The organism is Falsiruegeria sp. JB4-1 (assembly GCF_055693495.1).
The window spans coordinates 2,403,986-2,420,316 of sequence record NZ_JBVFTZ010000001.1 but is presented as its reverse complement, the minus strand read 5'-3'; the positions used below and the strand labels follow the sequence as shown (position 1 = coordinate 2,420,316).

Genomic DNA, 16,331 nt, shown 5'->3' with positions numbered 1-16,331 from the left:
TATAGAGCTTCTTGTGCCAAGACTGACCCGGACACCGCAGCATAGAACAGTTGAAACCCCAAGACGGTGTACAAGAGCTTCATTCTTTACGCTCCTGATTTTCCAGTACAAACCTGCTGCGTAGGAATTTTGACATATCCGTGTCGATACTGGAAATCCATTGATCCGCAGTCTGTGGTGAGTTTTCTCCATCGGTCCCTTCGATGGTTGTATCTGCTCCACGCTGTGCTTCGTTGTCATACACGATGTCATCAGCCCCGATGCCAGAGTCTTCGCCGGTGTCAGATTGTTCGCGCGTGGTCTCGACGTATTCCAGTATCTCCTTGCTTAGTTCCAAGTTGTGTTCCGCCTCAGGCCAATCCGGGCGTAGCTCAAGCGCCCGTTCAAAACTGGCGATCGCCGGGCGATACTCTCGGTTTCGGATGCGTGCCATCCCTTCCGCAAAGGCCGCTTCGGGCGTCGACAACGAGGTAAAGATGGTCGCTGCATCCGCATATTCGCCGGCTTTATACTTAGCGTAGCCGGACAGATATGGATCTTCGTACAGCTGGCCTGCGGTTGAGAACTCTTTTCGGTTCATGGCGACTTGACCTTGTTGATCCGGCGTCAGGAACCAATCGCGCCAACCTTCGGCCCGCGCGCTGCTTGGACTTGAGAAGAGTTGCACCAAGGCCAAGATCATGACCCACTGCATTGTCCAACCTCTGCGAAACCACAACAACAGCAAGATGGCGGCAGGAATGGCAATAAGGCGGCCACGATCATTCCACTGCAAACGATCGTCTTCGCCCAAGGCATCGACATATGCCGTGCGAATGGCTCGGTCGAGTTGAGACAAATCACTGTCGTCTGTCGTCATTTTCACTACTGTCGCGTTTGGAATCTGTTCAATTTGAGCCAGCGATTGGTGTGCGGGAACGGCAGTCAGAAAAATCAGTTGCGCGGCATTTTTGGCTGCATCCGTAGCAATGAGTTTTGCTTCGGTCGGGTTCATGTCGTCCAAAACAAACAGAATAGCCCCTTCGGTTCCGGCATCTGACAGTATCCCGCTTGCCAGGGTCAGTGCGGCCGAGGCCTTGTCTCCGTCAACCGGCATGGTTTTGGGGGTCAGCCCTTCGAGCAGCGGGCGCAGTATGTTTGGGTCCTCTGTCAACGGCGCCACGCGATGCGCGGTACCGGCATAGGCGATAAGAGCGGTGCGTGCACCGGAACGCGATGCGATCAGATCGCTGATCTTGAATTTGGCGCGCTCCAATCTGCTGGGCGCCAGATCGGTACCTTCCATGCTTGGTGTAACCTTGAGAGCAACCACCAAAGGTGCTGTGTCCGCAATCAAAGGATTGGGCAGTTTGCTCCACGTTGGCCCAGCGCAGGCAACGGTAAGTAATATGCCAACCAGCGCGACCCCATCAATCGGGTGAAATCGGCGGCGTTCGCTGTCGCCAACGCGCAGTGCGCGCGCCAGATGAGGGGCCATTGCTGTCGTCTGCTGTGCTGACGTTTCTTGTTTGGGCCGGATCAAATACCAAAGAATGATTACAGCTGGGATGGCAAGCAGCCAGAAGGGGCGTAGGAAATGAAACAGGGTCAAGGATTCAAACATGTCGCCCCCTCCGCGTTCCAAAACGGACGTGCATTGCCGCGGTTGATACAAGAATAACAATCAACGCTGCAGCCAGCAGCAGGTAAGCCAAGCTTGTCTTGGGGCGATAGGTTGAGGTTTCCACCACGCGTGGGTTCAATTCATCAATTTGCTTGTAAATCGATTCCAGGGCCTGCTCGTCATCAGCAAAGTAGAACGCACCGCCCGTTCTGTTTGCGATGTCCTGCAACGCATCCAGGTCCACACGGGCTTCGCCTGTGGCCTCTGGATCGCCAACACCAATGGTGAAGATGGTTACACCTTCATTGGCGGCAATTGTCGCAGCATTAACAGGTGTCATCGTGCTTGACGTGTCGCTGCCGTCGCTCAGCAGGATCATCAGACGTTGTTCGATATCGCTGCCTTTAAACGTTCTGATCGCCAGGCCAATGGAATCTCCTAAAGCTGTATTTGGACCCGCCATGCCAACCGCCGTTTGGTCCAGAAACCCGTTCAAACTTTGAAGGTCTTCGGTAAATGGGGCCTGCACAAAGGCTTGTGTCCCAAAAACAATCAGCGCCATCCGATCACCGTCACGCCCGGCAATGAAAGGTCGCAGGACATCCGTCACAGCTTCAAGCCGTTGCTTACGGGTTCCGTCCTGTGTCACAAAATCCCGTTCATCCATAGACCCAGAGATATCCAGGGCCAGGATGGTGTCGCGTGCCGCGCTTTCGGTCACAATTGGCTCGCCCAACCTTTCGGGCCCGGCCAAGGCCAGAACGACAAGCCCCCATGACACAATGGCGGCGATCATCTGCAACCGCTTACGCCGTAGGATCAGCGCACCTTGCCTTGCTTCTAGGCCAGCAGCTTGTGTCAATTCCCGAAAGAACGGAACCCGTGTGGCGGCAACCCGATGCCGGTGCGGCGGAACGAACCACCAAACAGCAAGAGGGAGCGGGAGTAATACCAGCAGCCACGGATGGGTCAGTGACAGCATCAGCGCGCCTCCGGCGGTGATTTATGGCGCAGGATCCAGTCTCGAGCCAAAGCGGTGGCTTCGGGGTCACGCGTTGATCCGGTGTAGGGGGCAGATAGTAAAGACTGCCCCGTAACCGAGCCAAAGCCGGTTCCTTTGTAAGTTTCGTCCAGAAAAGTCGCCCATTCGTCCCCATATAACCCAGCCACCTGTGCGCGGGGAAAGGACGTCAATGCAGTTCGGCGCAGAATAACGGCAATGGTTGCGCGATCGTCGCCAGCTCTGTCCAACTCCGACAACGCCGCGCGGCGGTAGGCTGTGGATCTGCGGTGGCGGCGCCATGTCCAAACGGCCCAAATCAGAAGGCAAAAGAGTAGACCTGCAACAATCGCCCAGCCGAATGTTTGTGGATACATCGCAACTGCGGGTGGTTCTGGCACGGGTTCAAGTTGATCCAGCAAGCCAGACAGCGAAGTAGCTTTGGTTTCGTCAGTCATCGCCGCCCTCCGCGCAGGCCAAAGAGCACTTGCAACTGTTCTAGCGCCGATCGGTCGGCGGTGAGTTCGAACAAGGGAACGGCGCTGCGGCGCGTCCAGTCGCGCAGGGTGTTTAGTCGACTACGAATGACATTCTGAACCTGTTCGTGGGTCGTGGCGTTGGATGTATCCAATTCGGCCTGAAGATCCCCGTCCGAAATGGACAAGCGCAGATTTTTGGGTAAACCGCCTGAGGCGGGATCGGACACGTTGAACAAGATCAAGTCGTTGTGACGGGCAAGGCGTCGCAAGATGGGTTCGGATCTTTCGTCGATACCTGCGAAATCCGAAAAGACAGCCACCAGAGCGTTTGTCTTGGCGATCCGGGTGGCTTGACCGAGCACATCGGTCAGCCCGTTGCCGTCTGATGTTTTTAAGGTTGGTGAAAGTGCTTCATTGGCCTGAGAGATTGAATTGAGCAAACGGTCCAACGCGCGCGGGCTTCGCTCTGGGCGGTGTTCAGCTATGCGGCCTTCGGCGACGACCAAACCACCGATGCGATCCCCCTGGGCCAGAATTCGATGTGCGATAATGGCGGCTGCCTCGGCTGCAATCACCGACTTCATATACTCAACGGTGCCAAAGAACATCGACATGCGTTGGTCGACAATCAACAGGGTGGGGCGGTCGCGTTCTTCGGTATAGACGCGGACATGCGGTGTTCCGGTTCGGGCGGTGACTTTCCAGTCGATGGTACGAATGTCATCGCCGGGCAGGTAGTCGCGCAACTCTTCAAAGTTCAGCCCCCGTCCACGCAATTTCGAAGAGTGACGCCCATTCAGGATCGATCTGGCAGGTTGACGCGGCAAAAGAGAAATACCACGGGACATCAACCCCAGTTTGCGTAGGTGGTCCGGGGTTGTCCGTATTCGCAGGTCATTTTCTACAGGAGTCGGCATCAGCAGAAATCCATTCAGGGCAGGGCAACTGTCCGTATCATTTCGTCAGTGATATCGTCGGGGGACTTTCCGTCTCCTTGCGCCTCAAAGCTTAGGGTGATGCGGTGGCGGAAGACGTCGTGGGCGATGGCTCGAACGTCTTGCGGGTCGACATAGTCGCGACCCTGAAGCCAGGCATGGGTGCGGCCACATTTGTCCAACGCAAGAGAGGCACGCGGGCTGGCGCCAACCTCGATCCAGCGGGCCAGATCCTCGCTGACAGCAGCCGGAGTGCGGGTGGCATAAACAAGATCGGCCATGTAACGTTCCATGGCATCGGATACAGCGATCTGGCCAATTTCACTGCGAGCCTGGAAAACGGCATCTTGCGAGATGGCAGCGGGTTTGGGCTTGCCGCCAACATCGCTGCCACCGGTCGCTGCAACTTCTTCATTGCGGACAAGGCGAATGACTTCGACCTCGTCCTCTACGGGCGGATATGTGATGTTCACGTGCATCAGGAACCGATCCATTTGCGCTTCGGGCAGAGGATAGGTGCCTTCCTGCTCAATCGGGTTTTGTGTTGCCATTACGGTAAACAGTGGTTCCATTTTATGGGTCTTGCCAGAGACCGTGACTTGCCGTTCCTCCATTGCTTCAAGCAAGGCCGCCTGCACCTTGGCAGGCGCACGGTTGATTTCATCTGCCAGAACGATGTTGGCAAAGATTGGGCCGGGATCAAAACGGAACACGCCGCCCGCATCGGTTTGAGTGTACACCTCGGTTCCTGTCACGTCCGAGGGCAACAGGTCCGGGGTGAACTGAATCCGGCTGAACTGCGCGTCCAGGTTTTTGGCCATCGCCTTGATCGCGCGGGTTTTGGCCAGGCCAGGCAGCCCCTCGACCAGCAGGTTACCGTTGGCGAGAAGGCCGATAAGAAGTCGGTCAATCACGTCTGCCTGCCCGATAATCGATTGCCCCATACGAGCTTTCAGGTCCAGAATTTGATCTCTTGCACTCATGTCGAACTCCGGTTCGTTGGTCTATTTCTTGGGGCTTTTCAACAGTAACGTCAGTAGAGGCCCGACCAGGGCGGGTAGAGCCGTGCCTAAGGGGTCCCGCGCAATGCGACTGACATTTCGGGTAAGCTCGCGCGCCTCTTCGGCCACGTCGTTTAGGTCTTGTTCGATTTCGGTCAGGGCCATGTCCCGCACTTCAACGGCGGGTTCCAGCTCTGCGTCGGCGTTGATCCGGTTGGCGATGGCCACCAGCGCCAAAGCAACCGCAGCGTTGCCTGCCGCAACGATCAATGCGGCAAAGTGAGCGGCCATGACTGTGCTCAGAGCATAGAAAATTGACACGTTCAGCATTATGACCGCTATACCGGCGATCAGCCCCGCAAAGGCGACCAGACCTGTCTGTCGGCGCAGGACAGCCATCTGACGCCGGGCAATTAGGCGCTCGGTTCGAAACAGGATGGTCAAGTTGCGACTGATCCGGTTCATCTCTGGTTTCTCCTTAGGACTTGGACATCCGGCCTAGGACAAATCCCAGTGCCAAAGGCGGCTACAGCGGTGAGGAGGGGCTTCTTTTCCGGGAAATCCCCCAATTCGGTCGAAAATTGTTCCCACAAGGCGTCGATTTCGTGACCGTCAAAACCATGCTCTTTCAACAGCCCTGAAAATGCAGACTGCTCATCAGGATTGTCAGGTTTCACATCCGCGTTAGCAGTTGTCTCGTGGACCGTTTTCCGATCTTCCAACTGCTGTTTCAGGGTCGCCAGTTCGGCCTCGAGCTGGGCTTTAGTGGCCATATCAATCACTCCGATTTGGTGGGCTCGGCAGTCAGAAGATTGCCGTCTTTTGACATTAGGATAGCTAGGGGTCTGAGGGCGGGTATGTGGCTGAAAATAATTAGAATACAGACTGTCAGGGGGACACTTAGAAAGGCGCCAATGATACCCCAAACCGCGCTCCAGAAGGTAAGCGCAATAATCACCATGAACGTCGACATATTCAACGAACGTCCCAGCAGCGCCGGGTCCAGAAAATTACCGATCAGGAATTGGATCGTGCCACAGAACAACACGATGATCAGAAACGGGGTGATGGTGTCAAATTGCACCAGCGATACCAGTGCCGGAAAAACCACAGCGACGATAGAACCGATGGACGGTATGAAATTCAAAGCGAAAGTCAGCACAGCCCAGGTTTCGGCGTATTCCAAATCAAGCCAGCGGAACACCAAATAGCTAATTGTCGAAGTCAGCACGCTGACAAAGGTTTTAACGCCGACATAGGCTTGCAGGCTGATTGAGATTGCTTCCAGCATCGAAGACAATTCTCGTCCCAGTGCCGCGTCATTGGCCGCAATTCGCAGCTTATCGCGAAAAATCATCCGTTCGGACATCATGAAAAACACATAGAGCGCGATCAGCAGAAAGGTGTTCAAAAAAGACGTCGCCCCGCCAAAGGCGCTTCGCGCCACGATCGACATATCGATATTGATCAGGTGATCTCGGATAAACACTGTCACTTCATTCCCGACCAGATCAACGATGCGACTGATCGCTGAATCAAACTGGCTTTCATAGTTTGGCACAGCACGCGCAAATTGCGTTGCCTGGTTGCCCAACACGAACATGACTGCAAACAGCCCGGTCAAAACGACAATGGTGCCAACCAAATTTGCGAGCCAAACCGGGATGAACCCGAGGGCGCCGACAACGCGGTCCGCAACTGCAATGATCAAGACATAGACCAGCAAAGCCAACGTCAGAGGAATCAAAAACCCGGCACCCATGTACAGTCCCCAAACCGCAAGCCCCAGAATAATCGCGATGTCGCGACATGTGGAAAGGCGAGGACGTATTCGACCGACGGGTGCGTTGTTGTTGGCTTTCATCGGAGCAGTTCGGTCTTAGGTTTTTTTCATGCGGTCAAATGCGGCCTTCATCTTCAACCCAAGCTCCTTGGCGGCCTCGCCTACTTCCTCTTTGGATTTGTCCAGCTGCAGAATCGCGGACGAACTTGTCCCAGTCGGAGACTAGTTCGTCCCACTCGTCCTCGGCGTCTTTGGTGGCCAGGTGCAATTTTACTTTCAGCTCGTCGCGCTTTTGTTTGAGATCCGCGAGCCATTCGTCGAAGTCGGACATAGTATACCTGCCGTGTTAGAGAAATTTGAAATGGGTTTTGGAAGTATAACACGATGTTGCAACGTGTTTGGATTAAATGCAACTTTTCCGGCATGTTACATGATGCACATCCGTGCATCATGAGGGGCAACCGAGCATTTGCGGAACTAACGCATGAAAAAAGGGGCGATCCGAAACCGCCCCTTCAAGTTCAAACCTAAATAACGGGGACTTACCCCAGCAGGTCTTTGACTTTGGTCACCGTTGCCTCGGCGGTGATGCCGAACTTTTCATATAGTTCGTCTGCAGGGGCCGATGCGCCAAACGACGACATGCCAATGAAACCTGCCTTCGCTTCGCGTCCACGTTCACCAAGGAGCCAGCGATCCCAGCCACCGTTACGAACGGCGGCCTCAATACCGACACGAACGGCGCCCGCGGGAAGGACACGCTTGCGGTAGGCTTCGTCCTGCTGTGCAAACAGTTCCATGCAAGGCATGGATACGACGCGGGTGCCGACGCCCATTGCTTCAAGCTTGGACTTGGCTTCCATCGCGATGGAGACTTCGGATCCGGTGGCAATCAGGATCGCCTGACGCTTGCCTTCAGCTTCGGCCAGGACATAAGCGCCTTGTGCGGTCAGGTTCTTGGTCTTGTGCTGGGTGCGCACGGTGGGCAGCCCTTGACGGGTCAGCGACAGGACCGATGGTGTTTCCTTGGCGCTAAGCGCAATTTCCCAAGCCTCGGCGGTTTCGACGGTGTCCGCAGGGCGGAACACATAGGTGTTGGGTGTTGCGCGGCTGATTGCCAGATGCTCGACCGGCTGGTGGGTCGGGCCGTCTTCGCCCAATCCGATGCTGTCGTGGGTCATAACAAAGACGGTCGGGATCTTCATCAGAGCGGCCAGACGCATTGCAGGACGCGCATAGTCGGTGAAGCACATGAAGGTGCCGCCATATGGGCGGATGCCGCCGTGCAGCGCCATGCCGTTCATCGCAGCCGCCATGCCATGCTCGCGGATGCCCCAATAAACGTAACGACCTTTGCGGTTTTCTGGCAGGAATACCCCCATGTCGTCGGTCTTGGTGTTGTTCGAGCCTGTCAGGTCGGCCGAGCCGCCAACGGTTTCGGTGACGATCGGGTTCACAACCTTAAGCACTTCTTCCGAGCTTTTACGGGTGGCCCACTTGGGCTGCTCTTCGGACACCTGCTTTTTCAGCGAACGGATAGCACCGGCAAGTTTCTTGGGCGCTTCAAACGCGTAGGCCCGGCGGAACTCACCCTGTTTGCGTTCTGAGATCTCAGTAAACCGCTCTTCCCATGCGACGCGGTCGGCTGCGCCACGTGATCCGATCGCGCGCCAAGCGCCCAGAACATCCGAGGGAACTTCGAAAGCACCATGTGCCCAGCCGTAAGCTTCCTTGGCAGCCTTGAGCTGATCAGGGTCGGTCAACGCACCGTGGCCCTTGGAGGTATCCTGTGCTGCGTGCCCCAGAGCGATATGGGTCTTGCACGCGATCATGGTTGGTTTGCTGGACGACTTAGCCTTGGTCAACGCCGCGTCGATCTCGGCCGGGTTGTGGCCGTCGATCTCGATCACCTGCCAGCCCGACGCCTTGAAACGCGCTACCTGATCGGTTCGGTCGGAGATATCAACGGTGCCGTCGATGGTGATGTTGTTGTTGTCCCATAGAACGATCAGCTTGCCCAGCTCGTGACGTCCCGCAAGACCGATGGCCTCTTGGCTGACGCCTTCCATCAGGCAGCCGTCACCGGCGATAACATAGGTGTAGTGGTCAACGATCTTCTTGCCATAACGGGCGCGCTGAACCTCTTCGGCCATGGCAAAACCCACGGCATTCGAAATACCCTGGCCCAGTGGGCCGGTGGTGGTCTCGATGCCCGAGGCCAGGAAGTTTTCCGGGTGGCCTGCTGTCAGAGCACCCATTTGGCGGAAGTTCTTGACCTGATCCAGGGTGATGTCCGGATTGCCGGTAAGGTAAAGCAGCGAATAGAGCAGCATGGAGCCATGACCTGCGGACAGGATAAACCGGTCTCGATCGGGCCAGTTCGGGGCAGATGCATCAAACTTGAGGTGCTTTTCATACAGCACGGTTGCCACGTCAGCCATGCCCATCGGCATGCCGGAGTGGCCCGAGTTTGCTGCATGTACGGCATCAAGGGTCAGGGCACGAATGGCCGCAGCCTTGGTCCAGTGTTCAGGGTTCGCAGTGCGCAACGCAGTAAGATCCACGGGAAGCATTCCTTTGGAAGTTCGGACAAGTTGCGCGCTCAATACCACCCATCCCCCAAAGATCAAGCAGAACCGGTCGAAACTGTCTAGGGCAACATCAGGAGTGCGCGACAAGTGACTGAAACCAAAGGGGGGTATTTTCCGTCATGTTTGGTTAGACTAAGCCAGATATCAGGCAGGTCCGATTCGCGATTCATTGATTTTTGACGCGCAACGGGCAAAAGAAAGCAAAACCAACACGGGTGAGGGGCATGAGTCAGATCGAAGAATTGCAGAGCCGCATCACAGCCGCGATGGACCGCATCGGGGCCGGGGTCGAAACTCTGGCAGGTCAGATGGGGTCCAATGCCGAGGCGGACGCGGCCATAAAGTCAGCTCTGGAAGAAGAGAAACTGGCCAATTCCCAACTGGAAGAGCGGCTGAAATCCATCAAGGCCAAGCACGCGGCAGAGCTTGAAGAATTGCAGGCGTCCCACGTGCCCCAGGACGGGCCCAATCCAGAGGAATTGCAAGCCGAACTGGATACGTTGAAGGCGCAAGTCGCCGACACATCCCAAGTTGATGGGCTGAAAGCTGAACTGGCGGATGCAACGGCAAAATTGGTTGCGGCAGAGGCGGCTAAGGAAGAATCCAACGCGGTGGCGTCCGATACCGGTGAACTTGATACGCTACGGGCGGAAAATGAGGAATTGCGCGCTCGCGCTGAAAACAGCGAGGAGGTCGACGGGCTTAAAGCAGAGATCGCGACACTCAAAGCCGAGTTGAACAATTCGGAACGGCTGGATGATCTGAAGACCGAGCTTGAAATGCTGCGGAGCGAGCGAGTCAGCCAGGCAGAAGTCACGGCTCAACTGGACAAGGATCTACAGCGGTTGCGTAAGGCCAACGATCAATTGCGCGAGGCGAATTCAGCCCTGCGTGAGGCAAACGAAGCAGGCGTCGGAGAGCCACATCTGATCAACAAAGCCATGTTGGCCGAGCTTGAATCATTGCGTGCGAGCAGGGCGACGGATGCCGCCGAAGCCAAGGCGATCTTGTCTCGACTGGAGCCTTTGCTGGCGCAGGCTGATCTTGCAGAAGGAGAGGACGAATAATGCCTGAAGTTACCATTCATATCGGCGGTCGTTCTTTTGAAGTGTCCTGTCAGGAAGGCGAGGAAAGCTATTTGCATTCTGCCGCCAAGATGCTTGACGATGAAGCCCAGGTGCTTTCGGATCAGATTGGGCGCATGCCCGAGGCGCGGATGTTGTTGATGGCCGGTTTGATGTTGGCCGACAAAACGGCGGCGGTCGAAGACCGGATCAAGGAGGTCGAAGGACAGTTGGCAGAGCGCGAAGCCGAATTGTCCCAACTGCGAAGTGCACCGGCACCGGATCCTGAACGGGTCGAGGTGGCGGTCATACCACCTTCGGTCACGGACACACTGGCCGAACTGGCTGCCCGTGCTGAAGCGTTGGCGCAAGAGGTGGATGAACGCGCGGCAAACAGCCAGAACGCAGGGTAAAAGTTAGCTGGGACGAGACGCAGCCGCCAGAAACTGCCGTTCCCGCGCAAGATATGTTTCAGATGGTTCGCGAAGAAACCAAGGGAACCGTTACAGCAGGATTGAGGTAATATGCATAAGACCAGTTTGCAGTATATGAATGATGCTTTTGACAAGCACGCATCAGAGCGCCCGGCTGGCAAGGTCCTGGATGTCGGAGCAAGTACCAAGAAGATGGGGTACCGCAATATCTGGGAAGAAGGTGGTTGGACATATCATGGTCTGAACCTGGTGGATGGTGATGGAATTGACATCATTGTCGATGACCCTTGGAAGTTCGACATCGAGGATGCCTCGTACGATGCTGTAATTTCAGGACAAATGCTGGAACACAACGAGTTCTTCTGGTTGACGTTTCTTGAAATGGCCCGAGTGTTAAAGATGGGTGGGATAATGGTGCATATTGCGCCGTCTCGTGGATTGGAACATCGCGATCCCCAGGATTGCTGGCGCTGGTATCGGGACGGCATGGCCGCGATGGCAAAGTGGTCGGGCTTGGAAATGCTCGACGCGACCACGGATTGGGCCCCCGAGCACTTTGAGTATTGCATCCGCCGCCCTAAACACACCCGCAGCGCCCGTCGCATGCGCAAGACGATGCGGACGGAAAATACGGTCTGGGGGGATACGGTTGGAATTTTCCAGAAAACCCAGGAAGTTGGGGACACTGTAGGAATGAGCTACATTCGCCATTTCGCTGCTTTGCATCCGGAAAAAGCCGCAGCAGAATAACACTGGCGGGTTGCATTGGGGGCGTTTCAGCGCGACCCGGTCAATGCGGCGTACTGGTCCAGGCTAGATCAAACTAGAAAGGTGCCCCGACGCTGGTCTATAGCGACAGGGCACTGAAAAAGCAGCGCGAAGTGTATCGCTGCGATCTCGGAAAGAGTGTTAGGCGTTTGCTTCGCGGATCTTGTCTGCGGCGTCTTTGTCATAACCAACACCGTTGTCGTCAAACAGGGTGTCCAACTCACCCGACAGGGTCATCTCGGTAATGATGTCGCAACCACCGACAAACTCGCCTTTGACGTAGAGTTGGGGGATGGTCGGCCACTCGGAATAATCCTTGATGCCTTGGCGCAGGTCTTCGTTGGCCAAAACGTTGACGTCGGAAAATTCCACGCCCATGTAGTTCAACACACCGGCCACGCGGGATGAAAACCCGCACTGCGGCATTTCTTTGGTGCCTTTCATGAAGAGCACAACGTCGTTTGCTTTGACGGTCTCGTCAATCTGCGCGTGGGCTGGGTTGGTGGTCTCGGTCATGGGTCAGTCCTTTTTCCCAAAGGTGCGGTGGTATTCCGCAGCATAGGTTTCATCGTCCTTGAATTCGCGAACCGATCTTTCGGCGGCCTCGGCAAAGCTGCCGCGATTGCGGCCAAAGAGGGTGCTGGAGCGTTCCAGCGAATGGTTTTGTCGGATCGTAGCCTCGACAACGTCCAGATCAATGGCCTCCATGCCAAGCGGAACTTCTCGCTCTTCCAGTTTCGGCTGCCGCGTGGCCAAAGGCCGGCGCGGACCCGGTCGAAACAATGCAATGAAGTGGTTCCAGAGTGACATGTGTTTATTGTCCTTGGGACACGAGAGGGGATCCGTAAGAGTGTTAGCCCGGCACTTTGGTGGTTAGGGCAAGTGCGTGCAGATCGCCGTCAGGGCCATCCATCTTGCCTTTCAGAGCGGCATAGACCGCACGCTGTTGCTGGATCCGGTTCTTGCCGCGAAAGCTTTCGTCCACGACCATGGCTGCCATATGGACACCGTCGTTGCCGCCGACCTGAATCTCTGCATCCGGAAAGCTTTCGCGCAGCAGTTCTTCGATCTCGTGGGCTGTCATTGGCATTAGGGTGGTCCTTCGTGAGTTGCTCTTGGCTGAAATGTAGGGCGATGGGTCAGGGCGTGCAAGTGGGCGTGGCCCGTCTCAGAGGAAAGCCCAGCACCCTCGGAAGAGTGCAGGGCTTGCCGAAATTGGAAGGGCGAAGTTCGAGCTTGATCAGGCGACCGCGGCGGCAAAGCTGCTGCGGAACACCTCGGTCAGTTCAGCCAAAGGCGCCTCGGAGTTGCCGATCTTGACGCTATCGCCAGTGAAGCGGCCAACAGAAACAACGGGAACGCCAACCTGTCCGGCGGCGATCATCAACGCTTCGGCTTGGTCAAAGTTGCATGCCACCAGATAGCGCGCCTGATCTTCACCAAACAGCACCTCGGTCGGAGCATCGTCCAGCTGAACGCCAACGCCTGCGGCTTCGGCAAGTTCGAACGCGGCCAAGGCCAGGCCACCGTCGGAAAGGTCGGTGCAGGCTTTGATCATGGCACGGTTTTCGCGGATGAAATCGCCATTGCGTGCTTCGGCTGCCAGGTCGACTGCAGGTGCGTCGCCTTCTTCGCGGTTGAACACCTCGGCCAGCAGGGCCGACTGACCTAGGTGGCCTTCGGTGGTGCCGATGACCATCGCAATGTGGCCGTCGCGGACTTCGTTACCGATGATGTCATCCGTCGAAGTCAACAAACCCACGGCACCGATGGTTGGCGTGGGCAAGATAGCCTGGCCGTCGGTCTCGTTGTAGAGAGAGACGTTGCCCGAAACGATTGGCATGTCCAGCGCGCCAACGGCCGCGCCGATGCCCTGAATGGCGCCCACAAACTGTCCCATGATCTCGGGTTTTTCGGGGTTGCCAAAGTTCAGGTTGTCGGTTGTTGCCAACGGCTTGGCGCCAACAGCTGTCAGGTTGCGATACGCTTCAGCCACGGCCTGCTTGCCGCCCTCAACCGGGTTGGCGCGCACATAGCGGGGTGTCACGTCGCTGGTGAATGCCAGCACCTTGTCGGTGCCGTGCACGCGGACCATTCCGGCGCCCAGACCCGGCGTGCGGGTGCTGTCGGCCATGACCATGGTGTCATATTGTTCATAGACCCATTGCTTGCCCGCGTAGTTGGGCGAAGCGAGTAGGGCGCGCAGTCCATCGATTGGGTCGATCTGGGGCACGTCCGCCAGTGGCTCGGCCTGTGGAGTAGGTTCCCGGGGGCGGTCATATTCGGGGGCGGTCGAGGACAGTTTCGACAGCACGAGGTCGGCTTTCACTTCACCGTTGTGCATGATCAAGAAGCGGTCTTCGGCAATGGTTTCACCAACGATGGCGAAATCCAGGTCCCACTTCTCGAACACGGCGCGGGCTTCGGTCTCTAATTCGGGTTTCAGGACCATCAGCATGCGTTCCTGAGATTCCGACAGCATCATTTCGTAGGCTGTCATGTTCTCTTCGCGCTGTGGTACGTTTTCCAGATCAAGACGAACACCCAGCCCGCCCTTGTCGCCCATCTCGACAGCGGAACAGGTCAGGCCAGCAGCCCCCATATCCTGGATCGAGATCACAGCGCCGGTCTGCATCAGCTCCAGTGTCGCCTCCATCAGGCGTTTTTCGGTGAAGGGGTCGCCGACCTGAACGGTGGGGCGTTTTTCCTCGATTGTGTCGTCGAACTCTGCCGAGGCCATGGTGGCCCCGCCAACGCCGTCACGGCCGGTCTTGGCACCCAGATATACAACGGGCATGCCGATGCCGGATGCGGCGGAGTAGAAGATTTTGTCCGCGTCGGCCAGGCCAGCGGCGAAAGCATTCACAAGGCAGTTGCCGTTGTAAGCAGGGTGAAAGCGAACCTCGCCGCCAACGCACGGCACGCCAAAGCAGTTGCCATAGCCGCCGACGCCTTCGACCACGCCGTTGACCAGCTGACGGGTTTTGTGGTGGTCAGGCTCGCCAAAGGACAGCGCGTTCATTGAGGCAATCGGGCGCGCACCCATGGTAAAGACGTCACGCAGGATGCCACCTACGCCTGTCGCGGCACCCTGATACGGTTCGATGTAAGACGGGTGGTTGTGGCTTTCCATTTTGAAAACCACAGCCTGACCGTCGCCAATGTCCACAATGCCCGCGTTTTCGCCGGGACCACAGATTACCTGGGGGCCATCGGTGGGCAGGGTGCGCAGCCATTTCTTTGAGGATTTGTACGAGCAGTGTTCGTTCCACATGGCCGAAAAGATGCCGAGCTCGGTAAAAGTCGGTTCGCGCCCGATGATCTCGAGGATCATGTCGTATTCCTCGGGCTTGAGCCCATGGTTCGCGATCAGTTCGGGTGTGATGGCTGGCTCTTGCATCGTTTATCCGTATCCCCAAGGTGGCCGATATTGCGCGCCTTTTAGGGCAAGGGCACGCCCGAGGAAAGGGTGAAGAATACAATACTGTGCTCTCGCCCGTTAGAAGCGCTGCCCCACATAGATATAGAGCTGGTTTTCTTTCTCGCTGTTGCGTGAAATGTCGACCGAAAAATCAACCGGGAACTTCTTGGAAACACGGTAGCGGGCACCCACGCCATAAGAACCATGTGTGCCACCGATTTTGAGTTCATTGAACTGAGGTCCGACCTGACCAATGCCGGCAAAAGCAATGCCACCCAGACGTTTGGTGAATTGTTGACGGTACTCGACTTGTGCCGAAAGCGATCTCAAGTCCAAAAACTGCGTGGCTGAGAACCCGCGAAAACCATCGGTGCCACCAAGTGAACATTGATCAAAGAATGGGGTGCTTGTCGAGACGGCGCATGTAGACACGCGAGTTGCAACCACGGCGTTATTGAACGGTTGCATGTAGTGGGTGAAATTTATCCAGCCCTTTGAATAATCATCGGTGACCCCAGCCAGCGTGTAAGAACGATTGATTTCAGCATCCAGGACAAACCCCTTGGTCGGATAAAGGGTATCGTTGCGAGTATCCCATTTACTTACCAATCCGAAGCTAGCGATTTCGACGTTGAGGAATTGGTCAAAGGGAGGGGAATGGGAGGTAGCCCCGGAACTTGCGGACTGATGTCTGTATTCAAATATCTCAGGGACGATCCGAAAGAGAGGTCAGGAGTAACGCCGTAGGACAGGCTTGCCCGGGCGTAGATGCCGTTCTGACTTATCGGTAAGGGACCAGTTGGTGTGTAGAGATCATAGTTCAGCTGCGCATTGGCAAACAACGTCTCGATTAACCACCTGTTGTTATCGAATGCGAAATTGGCCGAAAGCCCATACCCTTCACTGCCGTTGTCGGATCTCAGTGCGGCGATCCCCAAAACCGAAGGATCCGAACCTTCGTCCAGAGTGAACAGATAGCCAGCACCCAGGATCAACCCTGAACCGATGGTCGGGTTGCTGAACGGAATTGGGGCCACAACAATCGACCCTTGCCTGAACCCCACGGTTTCTTCGTGTTGGACGTCATCAAAGTCGCTGACATGAGAGTCGACGACACCCTGAGCAAGAGCGCTTGAACCTGCGAACGACAGGCCGACGCATGTGATCAATCCGGTCCAGTTTATCTTTTGTGAAACTTCAAACACCGATATCTCATGCTTTGAAGGATTGAACCCACCACGAGTTCTTCAGC

The 16,331-nt window shown here is 56.2% G+C and carries 19 protein-coding genes; 3 read left to right on the top strand and 16 right to left on the bottom strand.

All coding sequences use genetic code 11. From position 1 onward, the window contains the following. Positions 1-79 precede the first annotated feature (79 nt). The 10 genes from ACZ1HE_RS12355 to tkt form a co-directional block, all read right to left on the bottom strand. A complete protein-coding gene (locus ACZ1HE_RS12355; protein ID WP_472621189.1) occupies positions 80-1,603 on the bottom strand; it encodes a VWA domain-containing protein in 1,524 nt (507 codons plus the stop codon). Beyond that, the gene (locus ACZ1HE_RS12350; RefSeq protein WP_472621187.1) at positions 1,596-2,585 is read right to left on the bottom strand and encodes a VWA domain-containing protein; all 990 of its coding nucleotides are present in this window, start codon (positions 2,583-2,585) and stop codon (positions 1,596-1,598) included. Before ACZ1HE_RS12350 ends, ACZ1HE_RS12355 begins: the two co-directional genes overlap by 8 nt. Then, on the bottom strand, positions 2,585-3,061 hold the full coding sequence (locus ACZ1HE_RS12345) for a DUF4381 domain-containing protein (RefSeq protein WP_472621185.1): 477 nt from the start codon (positions 3,059-3,061) through the stop codon (positions 2,585-2,587). The genes ACZ1HE_RS12350 and ACZ1HE_RS12345 overlap by 1 nt, the downstream gene beginning before the upstream one ends. Beyond that, on the bottom strand, positions 3,058-3,999 hold the full coding sequence (locus tag ACZ1HE_RS12340) for a DUF58 domain-containing protein (protein WP_472621183.1): 942 nt from the start codon (positions 3,997-3,999) through the stop codon (positions 3,058-3,060). The genes ACZ1HE_RS12345 and ACZ1HE_RS12340 overlap by 4 nt, the downstream gene beginning before the upstream one ends. A gap of 14 nt (positions 4,000-4,013) precedes the next feature. Next, positions 4,014-5,000: an AAA family ATPase gene (locus ACZ1HE_RS12335; RefSeq protein ID WP_472621181.1), complete on the bottom strand. Its 987-nt coding sequence runs from the start codon at positions 4,998-5,000 to the stop codon at positions 4,014-4,016. Between the two features lie 21 nt (positions 5,001-5,021). After that, positions 5,022-5,483: a hypothetical protein gene (locus tag ACZ1HE_RS12330; RefSeq protein WP_472621179.1), complete on the bottom strand. Its 462-nt coding sequence runs from the start codon at positions 5,481-5,483 to the stop codon at positions 5,022-5,024. Further along, on the bottom strand, positions 5,480-5,791 hold the full coding sequence (locus ACZ1HE_RS12325; protein ID WP_472621177.1) for a hypothetical protein: 312 nt from the start codon (positions 5,789-5,791) through the stop codon (positions 5,480-5,482). Before ACZ1HE_RS12325 ends, ACZ1HE_RS12330 begins: the two co-directional genes overlap by 4 nt. A gap of 5 nt (positions 5,792-5,796) precedes the next feature. After that, positions 5,797-6,882 carry an AI-2E family transporter gene (locus ACZ1HE_RS12320; RefSeq protein WP_472621175.1) on the bottom strand — a complete coding sequence of 362 codons (1,086 nt, stop codon included), beginning with the start codon at positions 6,880-6,882 and terminating at the stop codon, positions 5,797-5,799. Positions 6,883-6,916: 34 nt separating this feature from the next. Beyond that, positions 6,917-7,132: a hypothetical protein gene (locus ACZ1HE_RS12315; RefSeq protein ID WP_472621173.1), complete on the bottom strand. Its 216-nt coding sequence runs from the start codon at positions 7,130-7,132 to the stop codon at positions 6,917-6,919. Positions 7,133-7,343: 211 nt separating this feature from the next. After that, positions 7,344-9,365 (bottom strand): transketolase, encoded by a 2,022-nt coding sequence (tkt, locus tag ACZ1HE_RS12310; protein ID WP_472621171.1) that lies wholly within the window; start codon positions 9,363-9,365, stop codon positions 7,344-7,346. 251 nt (positions 9,366-9,616) lie between these two features. Here tkt and ACZ1HE_RS12305 point away from each other — a divergent pair, with 251 nt between their 5' ends. The 3 genes from ACZ1HE_RS12305 to ACZ1HE_RS12295 all read left to right on the top strand — a co-directional run bounded on the left by ACZ1HE_RS12305 (position 9,617) and on the right by ACZ1HE_RS12295 (position 11,640). Continuing rightward, positions 9,617-10,459, top strand: a complete 843-nt coding sequence (locus tag ACZ1HE_RS12305) for a hypothetical protein (RefSeq protein ID WP_472621169.1) — start codon at positions 9,617-9,619, stop codon at positions 10,457-10,459. Then, a complete protein-coding gene (locus ACZ1HE_RS12300; RefSeq protein WP_472621167.1) occupies positions 10,459-10,869 on the top strand; it encodes a cell division protein ZapA in 411 nt (136 codons plus the stop codon). Before ACZ1HE_RS12305 ends, ACZ1HE_RS12300 begins: the two co-directional genes overlap by 1 nt. Before the next feature lie 111 nt (positions 10,870-10,980). Then, the gene (locus tag ACZ1HE_RS12295) at positions 10,981-11,640 is read left to right on the top strand and encodes a methyltransferase domain-containing protein (protein ID WP_472621165.1); all 660 of its coding nucleotides are present in this window, start codon (positions 10,981-10,983) and stop codon (positions 11,638-11,640) included. A 159-nt stretch (positions 11,641-11,799) separates the two neighbouring features. Here the strand turns inward: ACZ1HE_RS12295 and grxD are convergent, their stop codons facing one another. From grxD to ACZ1HE_RS12265, 6 genes are all read right to left on the bottom strand, one after another. Continuing rightward, complete coding sequence (gene grxD, locus ACZ1HE_RS12290) at positions 11,800-12,174, bottom strand: Grx4 family monothiol glutaredoxin (RefSeq protein WP_472621163.1); 375 nt, start codon at positions 12,172-12,174, stop codon at positions 11,800-11,802. Between the two features lie 3 nt (positions 12,175-12,177). After that, a complete protein-coding gene (locus ACZ1HE_RS12285; protein ID WP_472621161.1) occupies positions 12,178-12,468 on the bottom strand; it encodes a hypothetical protein in 291 nt (96 codons plus the stop codon). Between the two features lie 43 nt (positions 12,469-12,511). Beyond that, positions 12,512-12,748, bottom strand: a complete 237-nt coding sequence (locus ACZ1HE_RS12280) for a BolA/IbaG family iron-sulfur metabolism protein (RefSeq protein WP_472621159.1) — start codon at positions 12,746-12,748, stop codon at positions 12,512-12,514. 150 nt (positions 12,749-12,898) lie between these two features. Beyond that, on the bottom strand, positions 12,899-15,058 hold the full coding sequence (gene purL / locus ACZ1HE_RS12275; RefSeq protein ID WP_472621157.1) for a phosphoribosylformylglycinamidine synthase subunit PurL: 2,160 nt from the start codon (positions 15,056-15,058) through the stop codon (positions 12,899-12,901). Positions 15,059-15,157: 99 nt separating this feature from the next. Then, positions 15,158-15,688 (bottom strand): BamA/TamA family outer membrane protein, encoded by a 531-nt coding sequence (locus ACZ1HE_RS12270; protein ID WP_472621155.1) that lies wholly within the window; start codon positions 15,686-15,688, stop codon positions 15,158-15,160. Further along, positions 15,682-16,284, bottom strand: a complete 603-nt coding sequence (locus tag ACZ1HE_RS12265) for a hypothetical protein (RefSeq protein ID WP_472621153.1) — start codon at positions 16,282-16,284, stop codon at positions 15,682-15,684. Before ACZ1HE_RS12265 ends, ACZ1HE_RS12270 begins: the two co-directional genes overlap by 7 nt. Between the last annotated feature and the right edge of the window lie 47 nt (positions 16,285-16,331).